16 protein-coding genes are annotated in these 18,163 nt (G+C 47.1%); 11 read left to right on the top strand and 5 right to left on the bottom strand.

The genetic code is table 11. The annotated features are described in order from the left end of the window. Positions 1-212: 212 nt before the first annotated feature. Together JFT56_RS18085 and JFT56_RS18080 are read left to right on the top strand one after the other, a co-directional pair. Positions 213-1,391, top strand: coding sequence for a PrnB family protein (locus JFT56_RS18085; protein ID WP_198781359.1), 1,179 nt, complete (start codon positions 213-215; stop codon positions 1,389-1,391). 4 nt (positions 1,392-1,395) lie between these two features. Next, on the top strand, positions 1,396-2,517 hold the full coding sequence (locus tag JFT56_RS18080; RefSeq protein ID WP_198781358.1) for an aminotransferase class V-fold PLP-dependent enzyme: 1,122 nt from the start codon (positions 1,396-1,398) through the stop codon (positions 2,515-2,517). A 150-nt stretch (positions 2,518-2,667) separates the two neighbouring features. On the opposite strand, the gene JFT56_RS19965 is transcribed toward JFT56_RS18080, so the two are convergent. After that, the gene (locus JFT56_RS19965) at positions 2,668-2,853 is read right to left on the bottom strand and encodes a YceK/YidQ family lipoprotein (protein WP_233095543.1); all 186 of its coding nucleotides are present in this window, start codon (positions 2,851-2,853) and stop codon (positions 2,668-2,670) included. Between the two features lie 948 nt (positions 2,854-3,801). Here JFT56_RS19965 and JFT56_RS18070 point away from each other — a divergent pair. Then, positions 3,802-4,635, top strand: a complete 834-nt coding sequence (locus JFT56_RS18070; RefSeq protein ID WP_233095542.1) for a DUF4382 domain-containing protein — start codon at positions 3,802-3,804, stop codon at positions 4,633-4,635. Between the two features lie 145 nt (positions 4,636-4,780). Here the strand turns inward: JFT56_RS18070 and glnA are convergent, their stop codons facing one another. Further along, positions 4,781-6,190 carry a glutamate--ammonia ligase gene (gene glnA / locus JFT56_RS18065; RefSeq protein WP_198781356.1) on the bottom strand — a complete coding sequence of 470 codons (1,410 nt, stop codon included), beginning with the start codon at positions 6,188-6,190 and terminating at the stop codon, positions 4,781-4,783. 697 nt (positions 6,191-6,887) lie between these two features. On the opposite strand from glnA, the gene typA reads away from it, so the two are divergent. Continuing rightward, a complete protein-coding gene (gene typA / locus JFT56_RS18060; protein WP_198781355.1) occupies positions 6,888-8,699 on the top strand; it encodes a translational GTPase TypA in 1,812 nt (603 codons plus the stop codon). Positions 8,700-8,960: 261 nt separating this feature from the next. Further along, complete coding sequence (gene katG, locus JFT56_RS18055; RefSeq protein WP_198781354.1) at positions 8,961-11,147, top strand: catalase/peroxidase HPI; 2,187 nt, start codon at positions 8,961-8,963, stop codon at positions 11,145-11,147. 204 nt (positions 11,148-11,351) lie between these two features. Here the strand turns inward: katG and JFT56_RS18050 are convergent, their stop codons facing one another. The 3 genes from JFT56_RS18050 to JFT56_RS18040 all read right to left on the bottom strand — a co-directional run bounded on the left by JFT56_RS18050 (position 11,352) and on the right by JFT56_RS18040 (position 13,786). Further along, positions 11,352-12,566, bottom strand: coding sequence for a 4Fe-4S binding protein (locus JFT56_RS18050; protein WP_198781353.1), 1,215 nt, complete (start codon positions 12,564-12,566; stop codon positions 11,352-11,354). Between the two features lie 315 nt (positions 12,567-12,881). Next, positions 12,882-13,535: a DUF2959 domain-containing protein gene (locus JFT56_RS18045; RefSeq protein WP_198781352.1), complete on the bottom strand. Its 654-nt coding sequence runs from the start codon at positions 13,533-13,535 to the stop codon at positions 12,882-12,884. 29 nt (positions 13,536-13,564) lie between these two features. Beyond that, positions 13,565-13,786 carry a hypothetical protein gene (locus JFT56_RS18040; RefSeq protein ID WP_198781351.1) on the bottom strand — a complete coding sequence of 74 codons (222 nt, stop codon included), beginning with the start codon at positions 13,784-13,786 and terminating at the stop codon, positions 13,565-13,567. Between the two features lie 81 nt (positions 13,787-13,867). Between JFT56_RS18040 and JFT56_RS18035 the strand changes: the two genes are divergently transcribed. The 6 genes from JFT56_RS18035 to azoR all read left to right on the top strand — a co-directional run bounded on the left by JFT56_RS18035 (position 13,868) and on the right by azoR (position 18,139). Next, positions 13,868-14,845, top strand: a complete 978-nt coding sequence (locus tag JFT56_RS18035) for a virulence factor BrkB family protein (protein ID WP_233095541.1) — start codon at positions 13,868-13,870, stop codon at positions 14,843-14,845. Positions 14,846-14,867: 22 nt separating this feature from the next. Continuing rightward, on the top strand, positions 14,868-15,824 hold the full coding sequence (locus JFT56_RS18030; RefSeq protein ID WP_198781350.1) for an alpha/beta fold hydrolase: 957 nt from the start codon (positions 14,868-14,870) through the stop codon (positions 15,822-15,824). Beyond that, positions 15,821-16,420, top strand: coding sequence for a hypothetical protein (locus JFT56_RS18025; RefSeq protein ID WP_198781349.1), 600 nt, complete (start codon positions 15,821-15,823; stop codon positions 16,418-16,420). The genes JFT56_RS18030 and JFT56_RS18025 overlap by 4 nt, the downstream gene beginning before the upstream one ends. Positions 16,421-16,436: 16 nt before the next feature. Further along, positions 16,437-16,874 carry a D-aminoacyl-tRNA deacylase gene (gene dtd / locus JFT56_RS18020; protein ID WP_198781348.1) on the top strand — a complete coding sequence of 146 codons (438 nt, stop codon included), beginning with the start codon at positions 16,437-16,439 and terminating at the stop codon, positions 16,872-16,874. Between the two features lie 97 nt (positions 16,875-16,971). Continuing rightward, positions 16,972-17,409 carry a thioesterase domain-containing protein gene (locus JFT56_RS18015; RefSeq protein WP_420136032.1) on the top strand — a complete coding sequence of 146 codons (438 nt, stop codon included), beginning with the start codon at positions 16,972-16,974 and terminating at the stop codon, positions 17,407-17,409. A gap of 133 nt (positions 17,410-17,542) precedes the next feature. Continuing rightward, positions 17,543-18,139, top strand: a complete 597-nt coding sequence (gene azoR / locus JFT56_RS18010; protein WP_198781346.1) for an FMN-dependent NADH-azoreductase — start codon at positions 17,543-17,545, stop codon at positions 18,137-18,139. Positions 18,140-18,163: the final 24 nt, after the last annotated feature.

Below are 18,163 nucleotides of genomic sequence, written 5' to 3'. Positions count from 1 at the left end.
ATAATTTGCGCTGGCGCAAGGTGTAAATAAAAAGTGGCATTAGATTTTTCACAAATTTGACCTAACGCTAGAATCACAGCGCAATAAGTAGCATTCTTGTTAACTTGGACCTGAGCAATACACCCGATCAATACACCTACGGTCGGCATGCATCGCGTCCTTTAGAACGTGCACCTATTAAAATAATGATAACAACAACCAAGGATGCCCTAGTGAAACCTGCAACCTTTAATACCCAAGCCTTCGATGAGTGGATCCGCACTCGTTTCGTCGAGCTAAACTCCGAGCTTGAACAGCTTTATTACCAGCAAACGGATCGGGCCAATGTGCTCAATATCGGCGATGAAGCGAAACAGCGGCTCGAATCTGAAGGGCGAGAACTGATAAAAACCTTGCTCGATGAAGGCAATACCGATGAAGGTTTCGATAGTGCCTTCGATTTACTCGGTAACGTAGGGCTGTATATGGCCGCCTGTCGACGCCATGAAATTACCGAACCCTCACGGGAAACCACTTCGCCACTGGCCGAAGCCTCGGCACTGGCGATGCACATCGGTGCCTCCATTGGGGTCACGCCGCGCTTTGCTACCGCGCATCTGACAACCCATAACCGCGCCCATAATGGCATTTATAAGCGTTTTACCGATTTGCCCGATGAAAAACTGTTTGTGGATTACAACACTAAGGGGATCTTGGCCTATAAACGTGCCGCCGATGCCTTGTTAAAAATTCAGCCCTTAGGCATTTCTCACCCCATAAGCCATGATTTATTGCGGGTTGCCAAGCAAGCCTTGCAGGATGTTATCGATTCAAATACGCAGTTATTCAATCGTTTAGATACTGACCGCTTCTTTTATTGTGTGCGGCCATACTATAAACCCTATCGGGTCGGTTCTGTGGTTTACCGTGGCGCCAATGCAGGTGACTTTGCCGGGATTAACGTTATCGATTTAACCCTAGGTTTATGTTTTGCCAACGAATCGGCTTACTCGCAGATGCTAGTGGATAAGTTTTTATACATGATGCCGGAGGATCAGCAGATCCTGCGGGAATGTATGCGTAGACCTAATTTGATGGATGATTTTTTACAGTCAATGGGTCACTCGAGCCAAGAATGGTATCAAGCGAATCTACAACTCTTTATCGAAGTCTGTGAATTACATGGCGAGACGGCGATTCAACACCATAATGAGTTAGTGACTAAATATATTGCCGAGCCCTCGACAAGCATGGAGCAGCAGCATTTAGCCAAAGTGACCGCGAGTGGCCCACCGTTACATGTATTGCTCGCCTCCCTAGAAAAATTGCGTGATAGACGCGCCGCCGCCCAGCGTGCTGATATCCGCACTCGATACTCCGATCTGAAAAAGCTCAAAGAGAGTTTGAGGTAATACCATGTTTAGCGATTTTAAAAAGGATTTTTGCCTCTCAGGCCCGGGATATCTGTTGAATCACTCCGTTGGCCGGCCGCTTAAATCGACAGAACAAGTGTTTAAGGAGGCTTTTTTTGCTCCTTGGCAGGACTCTGGACGCGAACCTTGGGGCCAATGGTTGGCTGTGATTGATGATTTTACCTTCGCCCTATCTAAGCTGTTTAATGGCCAGCAACAGGATTTTTGCCCTCAGGTGAATCTCTCTAGTGCACTCACTAAAATCGTGATGTCGCTCGACCGATTAAACCGTGAACACGCGGTTGTATTGATGAGTGAGCAAGATTTCCCCAGCATGGGATTTGCCCTTAAAAAAGCGTTGCCAAGCAGTTGCGAGGTGCGCTTTATTCCTAAGGGCTTAGACATTACCGATCCTAATGTGTGGGCTAGCCATATGAGTGCCGATGTGGATCTGGTGTTTGTCAGCCATGCCTATTCCAACACTGGGCAACAGGCGCCACTGGCACAGATTTTCACGCTGGCACGGGAGCGAGGTTGTTTAAGCTTGGTGGATGTGGCGCAATCGGCGGGGATTATTCCGCTAAATTTGGCCCAGTTACAGCCTGATTTCCTCATCGGCTCGAGTGTCAAATGGCTCTGTGCTGGCCCTGGCGCCGCCTATCTGTGGGTGAATCCTAACATCTTGCAGAGTTGCCAACCTAAGGATGTGGGCTGGTTTAGCCATGAAAATCCCTTCGAGTTCGATATCCACGATTTTCGTTATCATCCAACGGCGCTGCGCTTTTGGGGGGGGACGCCTTCTATCGCACCCTATGCCATTGCCGCCCACAGCATGCATTACTTTGCCGATATTGGCTCAGAGCAGCTGCGTAAGTGCAATCAGTTACTGCTTGATTTAATTATGGATGAGTTAGATCAAGAGCTAGTGTCGCCCCGGGAATCGGATAAGCGCAGTGGTACTTTGATATTGCAGTTTGGCGAGCATCAAGGGCAAGTGATGGCCGCCCTTGCTAAGGCGAATATCAGCGTCGATGCCCGCAGTATGGGGATCCGAGTATCGCCGCATATCTATAACGATAAGGCCGATATTCAACAGTTATTGGCGGTGATAAAAGCCAATCGATAACGGATTCAGCATGGCTTACTAGAACTATACTGTTTAATTGCCACGAACTGGATGCTAACCGCGACCATAATGCTCCCATATGTCGTTTTAACTCAACGCCTTACTGGTGGCTGTGTTTAGGGGTGAGGTACTCGGTTGGGTGCCTCATCCTTAAATCTTGTAGTCATAGCGGCAGACCATAGGTCGCGGGGTATGGAGCTCGGGATTACTGGGCGTGATCGCTAAATCAACGGGTAGCATCACGGTATCGACGATGAGTGAACTGCCCATATCAACGAGTGTCAGCGGGACGGTAAACAGCAGCAAGGGCGGGGCAGAAAACGCGGAAAGAATCATACACTCCTCGCCATTATCGACAGCCGTTTGAACACTGGAGAAAGAGTGACCCCAAGTTGAATCTTCTCCCATCCTCGATGTTATCGTCGCACATCCCGTGAGAGACCAACACACGACCAACCAAACCAACCAACGCATCATAACCACTCCATTGTTTATATGTGACTGTTTATATGTGAAAAACGGCATTGCTTTCGGTGTAACCTACTCGCTTGATCAACTTCGAGCCTTAGCGGTGTGAAACCAGAGCGGATTTTATTCGACGCCGATGCATTCGGTTTTAACAAGTCGGCATTCTAACCATATGATTATACCTGTCAAATATTCAGCAACAGTAACGAGATATAACTAACCTCAATAACCTAGTTGTTAATAGCGACTATGTTTTGGATAAGCATTAAACAAGGAGATTTTTATGCTGCCCCCTTGCCGGGCGATCTTTTTAAAATCGGCCATGATTACTATTTTGCAATTCAGTTGCTCATAGTGAACTTTTCTGTTTATAAAGAGTGTGTCGCTATGATGATTTGGGTGTGGTAATAGCGGCAGTTATTGAAATTGAGCTAAATCATGATAATAAAATCACTGTGACAGGTTATTGATATAAATATTTAATTGAATAGAAAATTAATTAGATAACGCTTAACTCGTGCAACAAAACAAGGATATGAGTGATAAAAATTAGCAAATAGGAGAGTTGATTAAATTTTGTGATATCACCCCAGTAAAATGATTCTGATCGGAAGTAAGATGCGCCCTGCATTTGGTTAATGTTTGGTTAAATTCTGGTTAATATTGATGAGGGTGAATAAGATGCGCCATATAAGTCTACTTCCACTACTAATACCAACAATACTCCTTAGCGCTTGTGGCGGTTCAGATAGTTCAAACGACCCCATCGCAGACACTAAATTCGGTACTGTTAATATTGCAATTTCAGACTCTCCGATGAGCGAGATCAGTAAGGTCGATTTGGTACTCGATCAACTGGTAATGACCGATGAACATAACAAAGTACATACCTATAAAATGGGGTTGCATAGATTTAACCTGCTCGATTATCAGGGCATGACAAGTCGTAGAGTGATTAGCGACTTACAATTACCCGCAGGTCATTACCATGATGTGCACTTTACTTTAGTCAATGGTGATGAAGCGGATGGTTGTGCGATTGAAAATGGCCATGGACGATTGCCATTAATGGTTGAAGACGGCCACCTTCCGCTGCATGATTTTGTTCTCAATGAGCACGACAATTTGTCTCTTACCATGGAGATAGATCTGTATCGATCAATGCACTTTAGCAATAACCAATACCAGCTTAGTCATAGTGGGATCTACTCGGTCGATGATCGATATATGGGTCACCTGAATGGCGAAATGGACTCGCAATGGATCGCAGACTGCGAAATAACTCACGCAGCTAAAGCGCCAGTTAGCGGTCAGTTTTATCATATGGCTTATCTTTACCCAAGCAATGCCACCAACATTGAGCAGATGGCAGATATACGCCCTGATAAAACCGATGGAAAATTCTCACCTGTTGCCGTTTCTCCAATCCACCAAGACAGGAATGGCGACTGGTCCTTTGCTATAGGGCATCTACCTGTGGGTGACTATCGTGTCGGCTATACCTGCCTAGGTCATTTGGATAATCCCGCTCAAGACGATATTAATCAGAGTCAATTTAGCCTATTTAAGGATGCAGGTTCCGTTACCATAAAGGAAGGAGGACAAGCAACGACTCATCGATGTGGTAATGGACATGGTGGTCGCGGTTAGCTAAAAACTATCTTTGGTTCAGTGTCTTAGCGTGACACTGATGAAACTAAAAGGTAGTGAGTCACTGGGGAAACGATGACAATAAAGATGTATAAGGCATAAAAAAGCCCCGATGATTCGGGGCTTGATTATTTACGGGTAAAGCTTACAGGCTGTAGTACATTTCAAACTCTAGTGGGTGAGTTGTACGTGCTACACGCTCGGCTTCAGCCGTTTTCAGTACGATATAAGATTGGATGAAATCTTCACTGAACACACCACCACGAGTTAAGAACTCGTGGTCAGCTTGCAGATGTTCAAGGGCGTTTTCTAATGAAGTGGCCACTTGTGGGATTTCAGCCGCTTCTTCCGCTGGCAGATCGTACAAGTCTTTGTCCATCGCTTCGCCTGGGTGGATCTTGTTTTGGATACCGTCAAGACCAGCCATTAATAGCGCAGCAAAACCTAAGTATGGGTTTGCATGTGGATCTGGGAAACGCGCTTCGATACGACGGCCTTTAGGGCTTGGTACCACTGGAATACGGATTGATGCAGAGCGGTTACGGGCAGAGTAAGCCAACATAACAGGTGCTTCAAAATGTGGTACTAAACGCTTGTAAGAGTTAGTGCTTGGGTTAGTGAAAGCGTTCAGCGCGCGGGCGTGCTTGATGATACCACCGATATAGTACAGAGCGGTTTCACTCAGGCCAGCGTATTTGTCACCTGCGAACAGGTTAACGCCATCTTTAGATAAAGATTGGTGAACGTGCATGCCGCTACCGTTGTCGCCAACGATTGGCTTAGGCATGAAAGTCGCTGTCTTGCCGTAGGCGTGTGCCATGTTGTGCACTACGTACTTCAGAATTTGGATTTCGTCCGCTTTTTTAGTCAGGGTGTTGAAGCGAGTGGCGATTTCGTTTTGACCAGCCGTTGCCACTTCATGGTGATGCGCTTCAACCACTTGGCCCATTTCTTCGAGCACTAAACACATAGCGCTACGTAGGTCCTGTGATGAGTCAACGGGTGCAACTGGGAAGTAACCGCCTTTCACGAATGGACGGTGACCTGTGTTACCGCCTTCGTAGCTAGTGCCTGAGTTCCAAGCCGCTTCTTTAGCGTCGATCTTAACGAAACAACCTGACATGTCAGTACCGAAACGGACATCGTCAAATAGGAAGAATTCGGGTTCTGGGCCAATCAATACAGTGTCAGCGATACCGGTAGAGCGTAGGTATTCTTCCGCTTTTTTAGCGATAGAACGTGGGTCACGGTCGTAACCTGTCATTGTGCCTGGCTCGAGAATGTCACAGCGGATCAGTGCAGTGGTTTCTTCGGTGAATGGGTCCAATACAAAGGTGGTTGGATCTGGCATCAGCACCATGTCTGATTCGTTAATGCCTTTCCAGCCAGCGATTGAAGAGCCATCAAACATTTTGCCGTCTTCGAAGAAATCAGCATCTACCTGATGAGAAGGAATAGATACGTGCTGCTCTTTACCTTTAGTGTCGGTAAAACGTAAATCAACAAACTTAACTTCTAATTCTTCAAGTTGCTTTAAAACTGATTCAACTGACATTCTCAAGTCTCCGGTAGGGTAAAGGGATGCCCCTCTTATAATCTTTTAGCCCAAGTGCATTTTCCTGAGCCAAACTTACGAGCTATATAGCGATATCTATGCCAACAATTTAACGTATTGATAATTAATGGGTATAAACTTTGTCGCACTCAATTGATGTTATGCTTGCACTTATATGGTGCGTTTATCTGTTGCATTTTGGTGCAGCAATCCATTTTGGTGCGCGCTTCAATTTGAGCATCAATTCTGTGCGTGCCTATTTTATTGGATAGCCTTGTAGTTAACGTCACCAGATGGCATTAAATTGACCCACTAGCGGCCGCCAGCCTAGATAAAGCACAATGAATCTAGCATATAAGGAACGCCCTTGAGTGGTTAATTTTTATCTTTTAGGAAAAAGTGTATGGCGCTAATACTGTCATAAAACAGTGCGAATTTAAGGTGCTATGGTCACGGATCCTGACATAGCTATCCCATATCAATCCCGTTTGAGTTTGGTGATTGAATCGCAATGGGTGGCTTATTGGTGCGTAAACGCTGCGTCAAGGCAAATTGTTTTATAAGTGTTCAAAAATAATCCTGTGCGCCAAGGCCGCTCTGGAGTAGAATGGCACGCTTTTTTATGGCGACTCAACGTAGATTGCTATAACGAATATTGTAATATCCCTATTTTTGTTTGATGGTAAGAGGTTTATCCGTGCTAGAGAATTTACGTAACATCGCCATTATTGCACACGTTGACCATGGCAAAACGACCCTGGTAGACAAGTTGCTGTCGCAATCAGGAACCCTTGCAACCCGGGGAGAAGCTACTGAGCGGGTGATGGACTCCAACGATCTTGAGAAGGAACGTGGGATCACGATTCTGGCAAAGAATACTGCCATCAAGTGGAACGATTACCGTATCAACATCGTTGATACCCCAGGCCACGCCGACTTCGGTGGTGAGGTTGAGCGTGTTCTATCTATGGTTGACTCAGTATTATTGCTGGTTGACGCCGTTGATGGTCCAATGCCACAAACTCGCTTCGTAACCAAAAAAGCGTTCGCCCAAGGCCTAAAGCCAATCGTTGTTATTAACAAGATTGACCGTCCAGGTGCGCGCCCTGATTGGGTTATCGACCAAGTATTCGACCTGTTCGACAACTTAGGTGCGACCGACGAGCAATTAGATTTCCCAATCGTTTACGCTTCTGCGTTAAACGGTTTTGCAACCTTAGATCCAGATGTCGTCAGCGAAGATATGACGCCACTGTTCCAAACTATCGTTGAAAAAGTTTCTTTCCCAGATGCTGACGCCGATGGCGCATTCCAGATGCAAATCTCTCAACTCGATTACAACTCCTATGTAGGTGTTATCGGTGTGGGTCGCATCAACCGTGGTAGCATCAAAACTAACCAACAAGTGACTATCATCGGTGCCGATGGTAAGACGCGTAACGGTAAAATGGGCCAAGTATTAGGTTACATGGGTCTTGAGCGTACCGAAGTTGAAGTTGCTAACGCAGGTGATATCGTTGCGATTACAGGTTTAGGTGAGCTTAAGATTTCTGACACTGTGTGTGCAGCGGGTAGTGTTGAAGCCATGCCACCCCTGTCAGTTGATGAACCAACTCTGACCATGACTTTCCAAGTCAACACTTCACCTTTCGCGGGTAAAGAAGGTAAGTATGTGACTTCACGTAATATTCTTGAGCGTCTGCAACAGGAATTAGTCCACAACGTGGCACTGCGTGTTGAAGAAACTGACAGCCCAGATCGCTTCCGCGTATCGGGCCGTGGTGAACTGCATTTATCAATTTTGATTGAAAACATGCGTCGCGAAGGCTATGAGTTAGCGGTTTCTCGTCCAGAAGTTATTCTGAAAACCATCGATGGCGAACTGTGTGAGCCATTCGAAACATTAACTGTTGACGTTGAAGAAGAACATCAAGGTACAGTGATCGAGAAGCTGGGTACCCGTAAAGCTGAAATGAAAGATATGCAGCTTGATGGTAAAGGTCGTGTACGTATCGACTTCATCATCCCAAGCCGTGGTTTAATCGGTTTCCAAACTGAGTTCTTAACTGCAACTTCAGGTACAGGTTTAATCTACCACTCGTTCGACCATTACGGTCCACATAAAGGTGGCGATATTGGTCAACGCGCTAACGGCGTATTGATCTCTAACGCAACGGGTAAGGCACTGACCTTCGCACTGTTCGGTCTACAGGACCGAGGTCGTCTCTTTATCGGCCACGCCGCTGAAGTATACGAAGGCCAAGTGGTTGGTATTCACGCTCGCTCAAACGATCTGACAGTTAACTGTTTGAAAGGTAAGCAGCTGACCAACATGCGTGCCTCTGGTACTGACGAAGCGCAAGTACTGACTACGCCAATCACAATGACGCTTGAGCAAGCGCTTGAGTTCATCGATGATGACGAATTAGTCGAAGTCACGCCTAAGAGCATCCGTGTACGTAAGAGACACTTAACTGAAAACGATCGTAAGCGCAATAACCGCGGTTAATGATGGTTGCGGCTGAAATATCAGCCGCTCTGTTAATAAAAAAGCCCCGCTGAGGAAACTCAGCGGGGCTTTTTGTTGCCTTCTTACTGGGTGATAGGCAGAGCTCGATTAAAAGCGACCCTGTGTCACTAATCTCAAAAACAGATTGGTGCAAACTATAAAACTCGCTTTAGATGATAGTTAAAAGTGATTAGTCTACATTTTGTACTCTATTGATGCGCGTTTATTGCGCCCATCATTAACCCGGTAAAGGAATATGTCATGGACAACATTCACAGCTCTAAAGGTAAATGCCCAGTGATGCACGGTGGTAACACAGCGGTTGCGACCAACAATATGGATTGGTGGCCTAAGGCATTAAATCTCGATATTTTGCACCAGCACGACACCAAGACAGATCCTATGGATCCCAACTTTAATTACCGTGAAGCCTTTAAAAGCCTGGATCTTGCCGCGGTGAAGCAGGATTTACAGACCTTGATGACAGATAGCCAAGATTGGTGGCCCGCAGATTGGGGACATTATGGCGGCCTGATGATCCGTATGGCATGGCATTCTGCTGGGACTTACCGCATTGCCGACGGCCGCGGCGGTGCAGGTACGGGCAACCAACGTTTTGCGCCCCTCAATAGCTGGCCCGATAACGCCAACCTCGATAAAGCCCGCCGTTTACTGTGGCCGATTAAGAAAAAGTACGGCAATAAACTCTCATGGGCCGATTTAATTATTCTTGCGGGCAATGTCGCCTATGAATCCATGGGATTGAAAACCTATGGTTTTGCTGGTGGCCGTGCGGATATTTGGCATCCTGAAAAAGACATTTACTGGGGCTCTGAAAAACAATGGTTAGCCCCGAGTGATAATCCCAATAGTCGATATTCCGGGGAGCGCGATCTCGAAAATCCCCTCGCTGCGGTAATGATGGGACTGATTTATGTGAATCCTGAAGGGGTGGATGGTAAGCCTGATCCACTGCGAACAGCAAAAGATGTCAGGGTGACATTCGCCCGTATGGCGATGGATGATGAGGAAACGGTCGCCTTAACCGCCGGTGGCCATACTGTGGGTAAAGCTCACGGTAACGGTAAGGCGCAGGATCTTGGCCCAGATCCCGAAGCTGAGGATGTTGAAGCCCAAGGTTTAGGTTGGCTCAATAAGCACGGCCGAGGCGTTGGTCGCAATACCGTCACTAGCGGTATTGAAGGGGCTTGGACTACCCATCCGACTCAGTGGGACAATGGCTATTTCAAACTGTTACTCGGTTATGATTGGGAACTGAAAAAGAGTCCCGCCGGCGCTTGGCAATGGGAGCCGATTAACATTAAGGAAGAAGATAAACCTGTCGATGTAGAAGATCCTTCCATTCGCTATAACCCGATAATGACAGATGCGGATATGGCGATGAAAATGGATCCTGAGTATCGCAAAATATCCGAGAAGTTTTATCAAGATCCCGCTTATTTCTCCGACGTGTTCGCAAGGGCTTGGTTCAAATTAACTCACCGCGATCTAGGGCCTAAGAGCCGTTATTTAGGGCCAGAAGTCCCCGCCGAAGACTTAATTTGGCAAGATCCTATTCCTCAAGTAAATCAAAGCTTAACTGCGGCGGACATTAGCGAGCTTAAGGCAAAAATATTAGCCACTGGGCTGAGTGTGGCCGAGCTTGTAGCGACCGCTTGGGATAGCGCCCGTACCTTCCGAGGCTCAGATTATCGGGGTGGGGCAAACGGCGGCCGTATTCGTTTAGCACCGCAAAAGGATTGGGAGGGCAATGAGCCCGCTCGCCTGCAAAAAGTGCTAAATGCCTTAATGGGCATTCAGGCGGGTTTTGCTAAAAACGTCACCATGGCGGACCTGATCGTATTGGCTGGAACCGCCGCCGTTGAAAAAGCCGCCCAAGCCGCTGGGGTCAATATCACAGTGCCCTTTGCCCCAGGCCGTGGAGACGCTTCGCAGGAGATGACGGATGTTAAATCATTCGCCGTGCTCGAGCCTCTGCATGATGCCTACCGCAATTGGCAGAAAAAGGACTATGTAGTGCAACCCGAAGAGCTGATGCTCGATCGCACTCAACTGATGGGGTTAAGTGCCCATGAAATGACAGTGCTGATTGGCGGTATGAGGGTATTGGGCACTAACTACGGTGGCAGTGCCCACGGCGTATTTACCGATAGGGTTGGTGTCTTGACCAATGACTTCTTTGTGAATCTGACCGATATGGCGTACAGCTGGAAGCCTGCGGGTGCAAATCTTTACCAGATAGTCGATCGTAAAACGGGTGTGGTGAAATGGACCGCGACTCGGGTTGACCTCGTCTTTGGCTCTAACTCAGTGTTACGTTCCTATGCTGAGGTATACGCCCAGGACGATGCCAAGGAAAAGTTTGTGAAGGACTTTATTAACGCTTGGACAAAAGTGATGAATGCAGATCGCTTTGATCTTGCGTAAGTATGTTTAATTCAAGGGAAAGATATTTCTTCCCTCGTTAACAAGGTGCAGCGTTAAGCTGCACCTTGTTTGTTTTTAGAGGGATAGATAAACAGTTTTTACCCCGTTAATTAAGTTAACTCTCGTTGATCCGCTTAATCGCTCTAAATCTAAACCTAAGCCTTAAATCTAAGCTAAGAGGCGCAAATAGCGGTGCTTTTTATGCTAATGGCCAACTCTATCAATCACTTGAATAAGCTCCATTCGAATACTGTCCGGTGTTTGGCTATGCCAGAATCCACCTAAATAACTGATCAGTGGCAGGGCAAATAGCGCTAGTAATAACAAGACTAACAACCCTTTATGGCTAACTCTGTGGCCAGATTTAAGGCCTAGGCCCAGCGCGGCAGATTTAGGGCAAGCAGCAACGCAGCGCATACAGGCCTGGCATTCATCGCTGCGAACCGTGGTTTGGGTGTGCACAATAATGTTCGCAGGACAGGCGCGGGTGCATTTGTCGCACTTCATCCCTTTCGCTTCGATCAAGCAGTGCTGAGTATTGCGGCGGATTTTAAGTGGGCTGGCAAAGCTTAGCAGCCCGAGCATGGCGCCATAGGGGCACAAATAGCGGCAAAAACCTTGGCGTCGCCATGCTGATAAGGCGAGGATAAGGCCAAAGCACACTAAGGTAATCAATCCTGGGGTGACAAAGAATAACGCCATCTTCAAGTCGGCAATCTTGTGATAATTGCCTTGCAGATAATAGGGAATGGACTCGCTCGGCATGCCGATAACAATATAACAAAGTGCGAGGAGTAACAGATATTTAAGCATGCGAAGCGGCCAATCTACCCAAGCTGGCGGCGCTAATTCTGCCTTGATAAAACGCTTTCTTAGGGCATATAAATATTCCCCAGCCAGGCCTAAAGGGCAGGCCCAGCCGCAAAAGGCTCGCTTGCAGAGTAAACCTATGAGTAATACTGCTGCGAGCATAACCGCCGCCGCGGGATGGGTTTGATCCCATAAGTTCAGGCTAATAATGGCTTTTAATTCAATACCACCCGCGATGGGCAAAAAAGCATCGCCCACATCGGGACGCATTAACCAAGGTGTTACTCCTTGCTTAAGCTGTATGGCGTTGATGCTGTATTGGATAGCGACTAAAAAGAGTGAAAGCGCGAGCAGATGCTGGCAGGCCTCGCGTAGGGTATTGATTTTTATATCGGCTTTAAATTCCTCCGGCGCTAATTTATGGGCAATGAGGCTGAGAGGCAGGGCAATTATCAGGGCGAGTGCCAAGGGCCAGTAGAGGCTAATTGCCACTGCTGCGAAACTCAGTAGTAAAGTGGCCAGCGCCCCCCACTTTTTACCGCTCCAATAGCTAAGGGAAGCGATGTACATCAGGGCTAGCATTAGGGTAAGGGATTCAATAAAGGTCATGTTAATACTGCAAATAGAATACACGTATTCAATCTGAGCTCTCTTTGCGGGATAAGTTTTTGAGCCTAAAGTGAATTTGTGCGGTAGATCCAAGATTTATACGATTGAGAAACCAAAGCGCGCCTTAGCTCACAAAGCCAAATATCTTAGCCTTGCACAAAAGAAACAGAGAATGCAGGGAGGAGGAATAAACCGCAAAACCACCATCGCGGCTTATTAACAGCCTGATTAAATGGGCGTTAAGTATTAGGGCTAAGCTGTTAATTCAGATTTGAACGGCCAAATTAACAGCTTTTGTGAGTCGACTAAACAGGATTAACCCTTTGAGTTCTCTAGGGCTTCGATAAACTTATTCGACTCACTAATCGATTTATTCATCTCTTGGATAAGGCCCGAGATATCCGTCTGTAGACTCGCAAATTCGCCTTTGATCGCGCCAATGGCTTGGGCGTTCAAGTTATGCTTTAAATACAGCATATTGTCTTTCATGGCGGTGAGGATTGGCGGCATTTTTGATTCGGCGCGGCGCATGCTTTTTATCAGTTGCTGGTAGGCTCGGCGGGTTTCCTTCAATTTAGTTTCGCTATTCCTACGCAGGTTAGCTTTGCTGATCTCGCCGATTTCGGCCTGCCATTCGTCAAATAAGGCTTCGGCGACATCTTCCACTTTGTTAATGCGGTTGCTGACATTATCGGCGGCGCTTTGGGCCGATTCATACTCATCTTTGGCCTTATTGTAGGCCTTTTCGAGGCTGCCACCATCGTGGTTGAGTAGCGCTTGCATCTCTTCGAGGGCCGAGCTGAACTCTTCTTGGGCGTCCTCTTGGGATTCTTTAGCGTCCTTGACTCTGTCGACCATAATGTCGCGTTTATGGTAACCGACTTTTTCCATGGCGCCGTAATAGGCCGTTTGACAGCCCGTGAGTAAAAGGCTTACGGCAATTAGGCTAGAGGTGAGCAATCTTTTCATTTGGGGTTCCGTTGCTGAGTGAAATGATATTAATCGGCTTTAAACCGCGCCGCATCGATAATGCTCCACAGATGAAAAATCGCCCCTATTACGGCGGGAACAATCAACCACCAGAGGGCATAACCGACCACGGTAATCACAAAAAATAGCAGTGCTGCCATGATTCTGCCCTGCAGCAGTTGGCCTAATCCTGGAAAAAATAGACTGGCGATAGCGGCGATAACATTGCCAGCGGATCCTTGTTGCGACATCAATTCACTCCTTAGACTTGTAAATTAAGTGTTTATTGTACGAAGATAACGAGTCTATACCAACAGAATCAAGAGAAACCCGTGACTAAGAAGATAGAACTGGCACAAATTCGCGTCCTATTCCTCGGGATCTGGCACTTCCTGCTGCATTTAAGACAAAGATTAGTCGAGGATCAAATCAATATCCGTGCCGGACACTTAGCCTATGTCACGCTATTGTCACTCGTGCCTCTGGTCGCGGTGACTATGTCTATGTTATCGGCATTTCCGGTATTTGAGGGTATTCGTGGCCAGATAGAAGGGTTTGTATACGAAAACTTTTTGCCCGCCGCCGGCGATACAGTACAAGTCTATATCAATGAATTTGTTGGCAATGCATCGAAGGGCACGGCAGTTGGTATTGCGGCGCTTGTGGTTGTGGCGATTATGCTGATTTCTGCGATTGATAAGTCCCTCAATAATATCTGGCGCACCAAAGAGAAGCGCTCCGTGGTAGTCGCATTCTCCATGTATTGGATGGTGATCACCTTAGGCCCGGTATTGGTGGGCGCCAGTTTGGTGGCGACGTCCTACGTCGTATCCTTAAAGGTCTTTGAAGATGAGGCCCTGTCGGGGATGGTGCCCATTTTTATTGAGCGTCTCCCTCTGCTGTTTTCCGTGGCGGCTTTTCTGCTGTTATATATGGTGGTGCCTAATCAGAAGGTGAAGTTTTTGCACGCACTCTTAGGGGCGGTCGTGGCGGCGTTGCTATTTGAATTAGGTAAAAAAGCCTTTGCCTTGTATGTGACTCAATTTCCAAGCTATGAGGCCATTTATGGCGCCTTGGCCACGATTCCTATCGTGTTTGTATGGGTGTATTTATCGTGGATGATAGTGTTACTCGGCGCTGAAATTACCGCGGCTATGCCCGAATATCTGGATTATGAATCGAGTTCGGATGCGAAGGAGACAAACTTGGATGGCCAACCTTTAGCTGGCGCGGAGCAGGTTAATGAAACAGACTCTACTACACTGAATAAACAGCAAATTAGCGACAATACCGGCGTAAAACCGGAATGATCTCAGCGGTACAGACTAGGCTATGACCCATCACTCCCACGCTTTTCCGCCTTTTATTCACCGTGATTGGTTTGATGTAGGCGATGGCCAACGGCTGCATTTAGCACAATACGGGGATCCCAATGGGATCCCCTTGCTATATCTACACGGTGGTCCAGGTGCGGGAGTCGATGCCAGCGAACTCGCTTTATTTAATGGCGAACACTATTGGATTTTATCGTTAGATCAACGTGGTGCAGGGCAATCTTTGCCTGCGGGCGAACTACAGCATAACCACCTCAATGGGCTTATCCGTGATATAGAAACGATTCGAATGGCCCTCAATATTGAACGTTGGTGTTTAGTCGGTGGCTCATTTGGTGCCACACTCGCCCTCATTTACAGCGGCTTGTTTCCTCAAAGGGTTATCGCACAGGTGCTATGGGCGCTTTTTATCCCATCGACGGCAGGGATTGACTGGCTCTACGGTGGTTCTGGTGCCGCCCGTTTACACCCCCAGGCCTATCGGGATTTTTGTGATAACGCCTCGTTGGAACAGCCTATTTTTGAGCACTATCGACAGGGGTTTACTGCCGCCGATAAAGCGGTGCGCCATCAGTTTGCACGCCGTTGGATCCACTGGGAACTGACGCTCGCAGGCGTAAAGAGTGTATTGCCCCAACGCTTATCCCCTGAGTTATTAGCACTCGCGAAAATTGAGTTACACTATGCGATAAATAATTACTTCAATACGCTCAGTATGTTGCAACGGGTGACATCTAAGGTCACTGCGCGTACTCTGCTATTACAAGGTACGCAGGATGCGGTGTGTCCCGCTATGCTCTTAAATGAGTTTTTGGCCGAGGTGGGAGAGCATAACATCGAAATTCGCACTATTGTCGAGGGAGGACATTCGCTCAATAGTGAGATTTTATCCCTCGCCGTCACACTCGAAATCCAGGCCATGTGGTCGTGGATAAACCGACAGGAGTTAGCATGAAATCATTATTTATCATCATAGGTGTTTTGGGGTTAAGTGCCTGCAGTGCCGCGCCTTCGGCATCGGCAGTGCAGACTCAACCCATTGAAACTAAACAGCTTGAAGAGCATGCGCCAGTGGCGCCTAAGGTTGTACGCTTGGCGGGACTGAGCAACGATTTGGCCGCAGATGCCTTGTATTATACGTTACTCAATGCAAATTATTTGGCGACCAAGGTGGCATCGGATAAGGTAGCTGTCCAATTCGGTGATAACCAGTTTATGCTGGAGCCGAGCATGAATGCCGCGGGGATAGACCGTATTTTAATGAACCGTTTCTATGCGGTGCACCCACAATTACAGGCCAGCCAAGAATTACCCGCAATAATAGGCGAGCTTAACGCCAAGCTTAATTTTGCTAAATTTATTTTGCTCGAGCAGGGCGCTGTTATCCAAGTCCAGGGCGTAGTCACCTTCGCCGACAGTGTTGAGATCGAGGAGCTGCGCCGCTTTATGCTGTGGACTAACTCGGGTCTAACACAAATTGCTATGTCTCTCCCCGAAGGTATAGATCAATATATTCGCCCCATTCCACTCATTCAGCCTGATAAGTCTTAATCTAAAAGGAAACCCAGTGATCGCCCTAATTCAAAGAGTGAGCCGCGCCAGCGTGGTTGTCGATAACCAAACCATAGGCGCAATCGATAAAGGCTTATTAGTCCTTCTTGGTGTCGAACGTGAAGATACCCGGGAGAAAATGGAAAAACTGGCGACTAAGGTGATGAGCTATCGCGTGTTTAGTGATGAAAATGGCAAGATGAACCTCAATTTAGCGCAAGCGGGAGGTTCCTTACTCGTGGTATCACAATTTACTTTAGCCGCGGATACGGGGCGTGGCCTTAGGCCGAGCTTCTCCGGCGCTGGCACACCAGAACAAGCCTTAGGCTTGTATGAAGAGTTTGTCGCCTTTTGTCGTGCCAAGGGCGTGGTAACCGAAACAGGGCAGTTTGGTGCCGATATGCAAGTTGAGCTAGTCAATGATGGCCCAGTGACCTTTAACCTGCAGGTATAATTTGAGTTAAGATGCTGTAAGTTAAGACTAATATTTAATCCTCTTAATCTATGGGCAAAGCATATTGAATGGGGAAGTGGCTGTAATGGAAGAATATATGGATGAATTACTGACTAAATTGTGCCAAACATGGCACAGCACTATTCCGGTCAGCGAGTTTATGCAGATAAGGCCGCTCAATTTTTCCGCGGGCGAGTTTTCTACCACGGCACCTATAGCGCCTAATATTAACCTGCATCAAACCATGTTCGCCGGCAGTATTTATACCCTAATGACACTGACGGGCTGGGGCATGGTGTGGCTGCAACAGCAAATGCTCAGTGTTGAGGGTGACATAGTATTAGCGGATGCTCATATCCGTTATATGGCACCCGTGACCCAGTCACCCGAGGTTAAAGTGCGCTGGCCCGATACCGATTTGAGCCCATTACAGCGGGGGAGAAGGGTGAAAGTGAGGCTTGAGGTTCAACTATTTTGCGAGGCCAAACTCTGTGCTGTCTTTGAGGGCCTCTACGTTAGCACCCCGAAAATGTAAAACATTTCTAAAAAATCGAATGTAATCTCAAATTTTATCCGCTTTTTTTCTTTTTTATGGGCTAATAAACTAGTGCCATAGAGTCGAGAACATTCATCTGACTCTCAGTCATTAATTATTGTCGGAGCAGATTATGTCTAAAGTCTTAGTGTTAAAATCCAGTATTCTTGGCGGTTATTCACAATCTGCCTTATTAGTTGACCACTTAGTTAGCCAATGGGAAAACCAAGGTGCGGCCATCACAGTCCGCGACTTAGGCGGTAAAGATGTGCTGCCTATGGTTGATGGTGAAATTGCTTCTGGTTTGCGTGGCGGTGCCGATTTAACTCCACGCCAGCAAGAGATGCTCGATCTTTCTAACGCCTTAGTGGAAGAGCTAAAAGCGAACGACACTATTGTGATCACCGCGCCTATGTATAACTTCAACATTCCGACCCAACTTAAAAACTGGATCGACTTTGTGGCCCGTGCCGGCGTGACTTTCACCTATACCGAAAATGGTCCAAAGGGATTAGTAGAAGGTAAGCGTGTGGTATTGATTACTACCCGTGGCGGCGCCCATAAAAACAGCCCAACGGACCATATAGTGCCTTATTTAAAAACTTTCTTGGCCTTTATTGGTATTACCGAAGTTGAAGTGATTTACGCTGAAGCATTGAATATGGGGCCAGAGGCCAATCAAAAGGGCATGCGCGAAGCGAAAGAAAGCATCGATTTATTAACGGCTTAATATTTAAAGCGTTCAACAAAAATG

The organism is Shewanella putrefaciens, from assembly GCF_016406305.1.
GTDB lineage: Bacteria > Pseudomonadota > Gammaproteobacteria > Enterobacterales > Shewanellaceae > Shewanella > Shewanella putrefaciens_C.
The sequence above is the reverse complement of the archived record's forward strand: the minus strand, read 5'-3'. Positions and strand labels throughout refer to the sequence as shown.

Coding starts and splice junctions, on each gene's coding strand:
- JFT56_RS18080 (WP_198781358.1), top strand. CDS start 1,396: ATGTTTAGCGATTTTAAAAAGGATTTTTGCCTCTCAGGCCCGGGATAT.
- JFT56_RS19965 (WP_233095543.1), bottom strand. CDS start 2,853: ATGATTCTTTCCGCGTTTTCTGCCCCGCCCTTGCTGCTGTTTACCGTC.
- JFT56_RS18070 (WP_233095542.1), top strand. CDS start 3,802: ATGAGCGAGATCAGTAAGGTCGATTTGGTACTCGATCAACTGGTAATG.
- glnA (WP_198781356.1), bottom strand. CDS start 6,190: ATGTCAGTTGAATCAGTTTTAAAGCAACTTGAAGAATTAGAAGTTAAG.
- katG (WP_198781354.1), top strand. CDS start 8,961: ATGGACAACATTCACAGCTCTAAAGGTAAATGCCCAGTGATGCACGGT.
- JFT56_RS18050 (WP_198781353.1), bottom strand. CDS start 12,566: ATGACCTTTATTGAATCCCTTACCCTAATGCTAGCCCTGATGTACATC.
- JFT56_RS18045 (WP_198781352.1), bottom strand. CDS start 13,535: ATGAAAAGATTGCTCACCTCTAGCCTAATTGCCGTAAGCCTTTTACTC.
- JFT56_RS18040 (WP_198781351.1), bottom strand. CDS start 13,786: ATGTCGCAACAAGGATCCGCTGGCAATGTTATCGCCGCTATCGCCAGT.
- JFT56_RS18030 (WP_198781350.1), top strand. CDS start 14,868: ATGACCCATCACTCCCACGCTTTTCCGCCTTTTATTCACCGTGATTGG.
- JFT56_RS18025 (WP_198781349.1), top strand. CDS start 15,821: ATGAAATCATTATTTATCATCATAGGTGTTTTGGGGTTAAGTGCCTGC.
- JFT56_RS18015 (WP_420136032.1), top strand. CDS start 16,972: ATGGATGAATTACTGACTAAATTGTGCCAAACATGGCACAGCACTATT.
- azoR (WP_198781346.1), top strand. CDS start 17,543: ATGTCTAAAGTCTTAGTGTTAAAATCCAGTATTCTTGGCGGTTATTCA.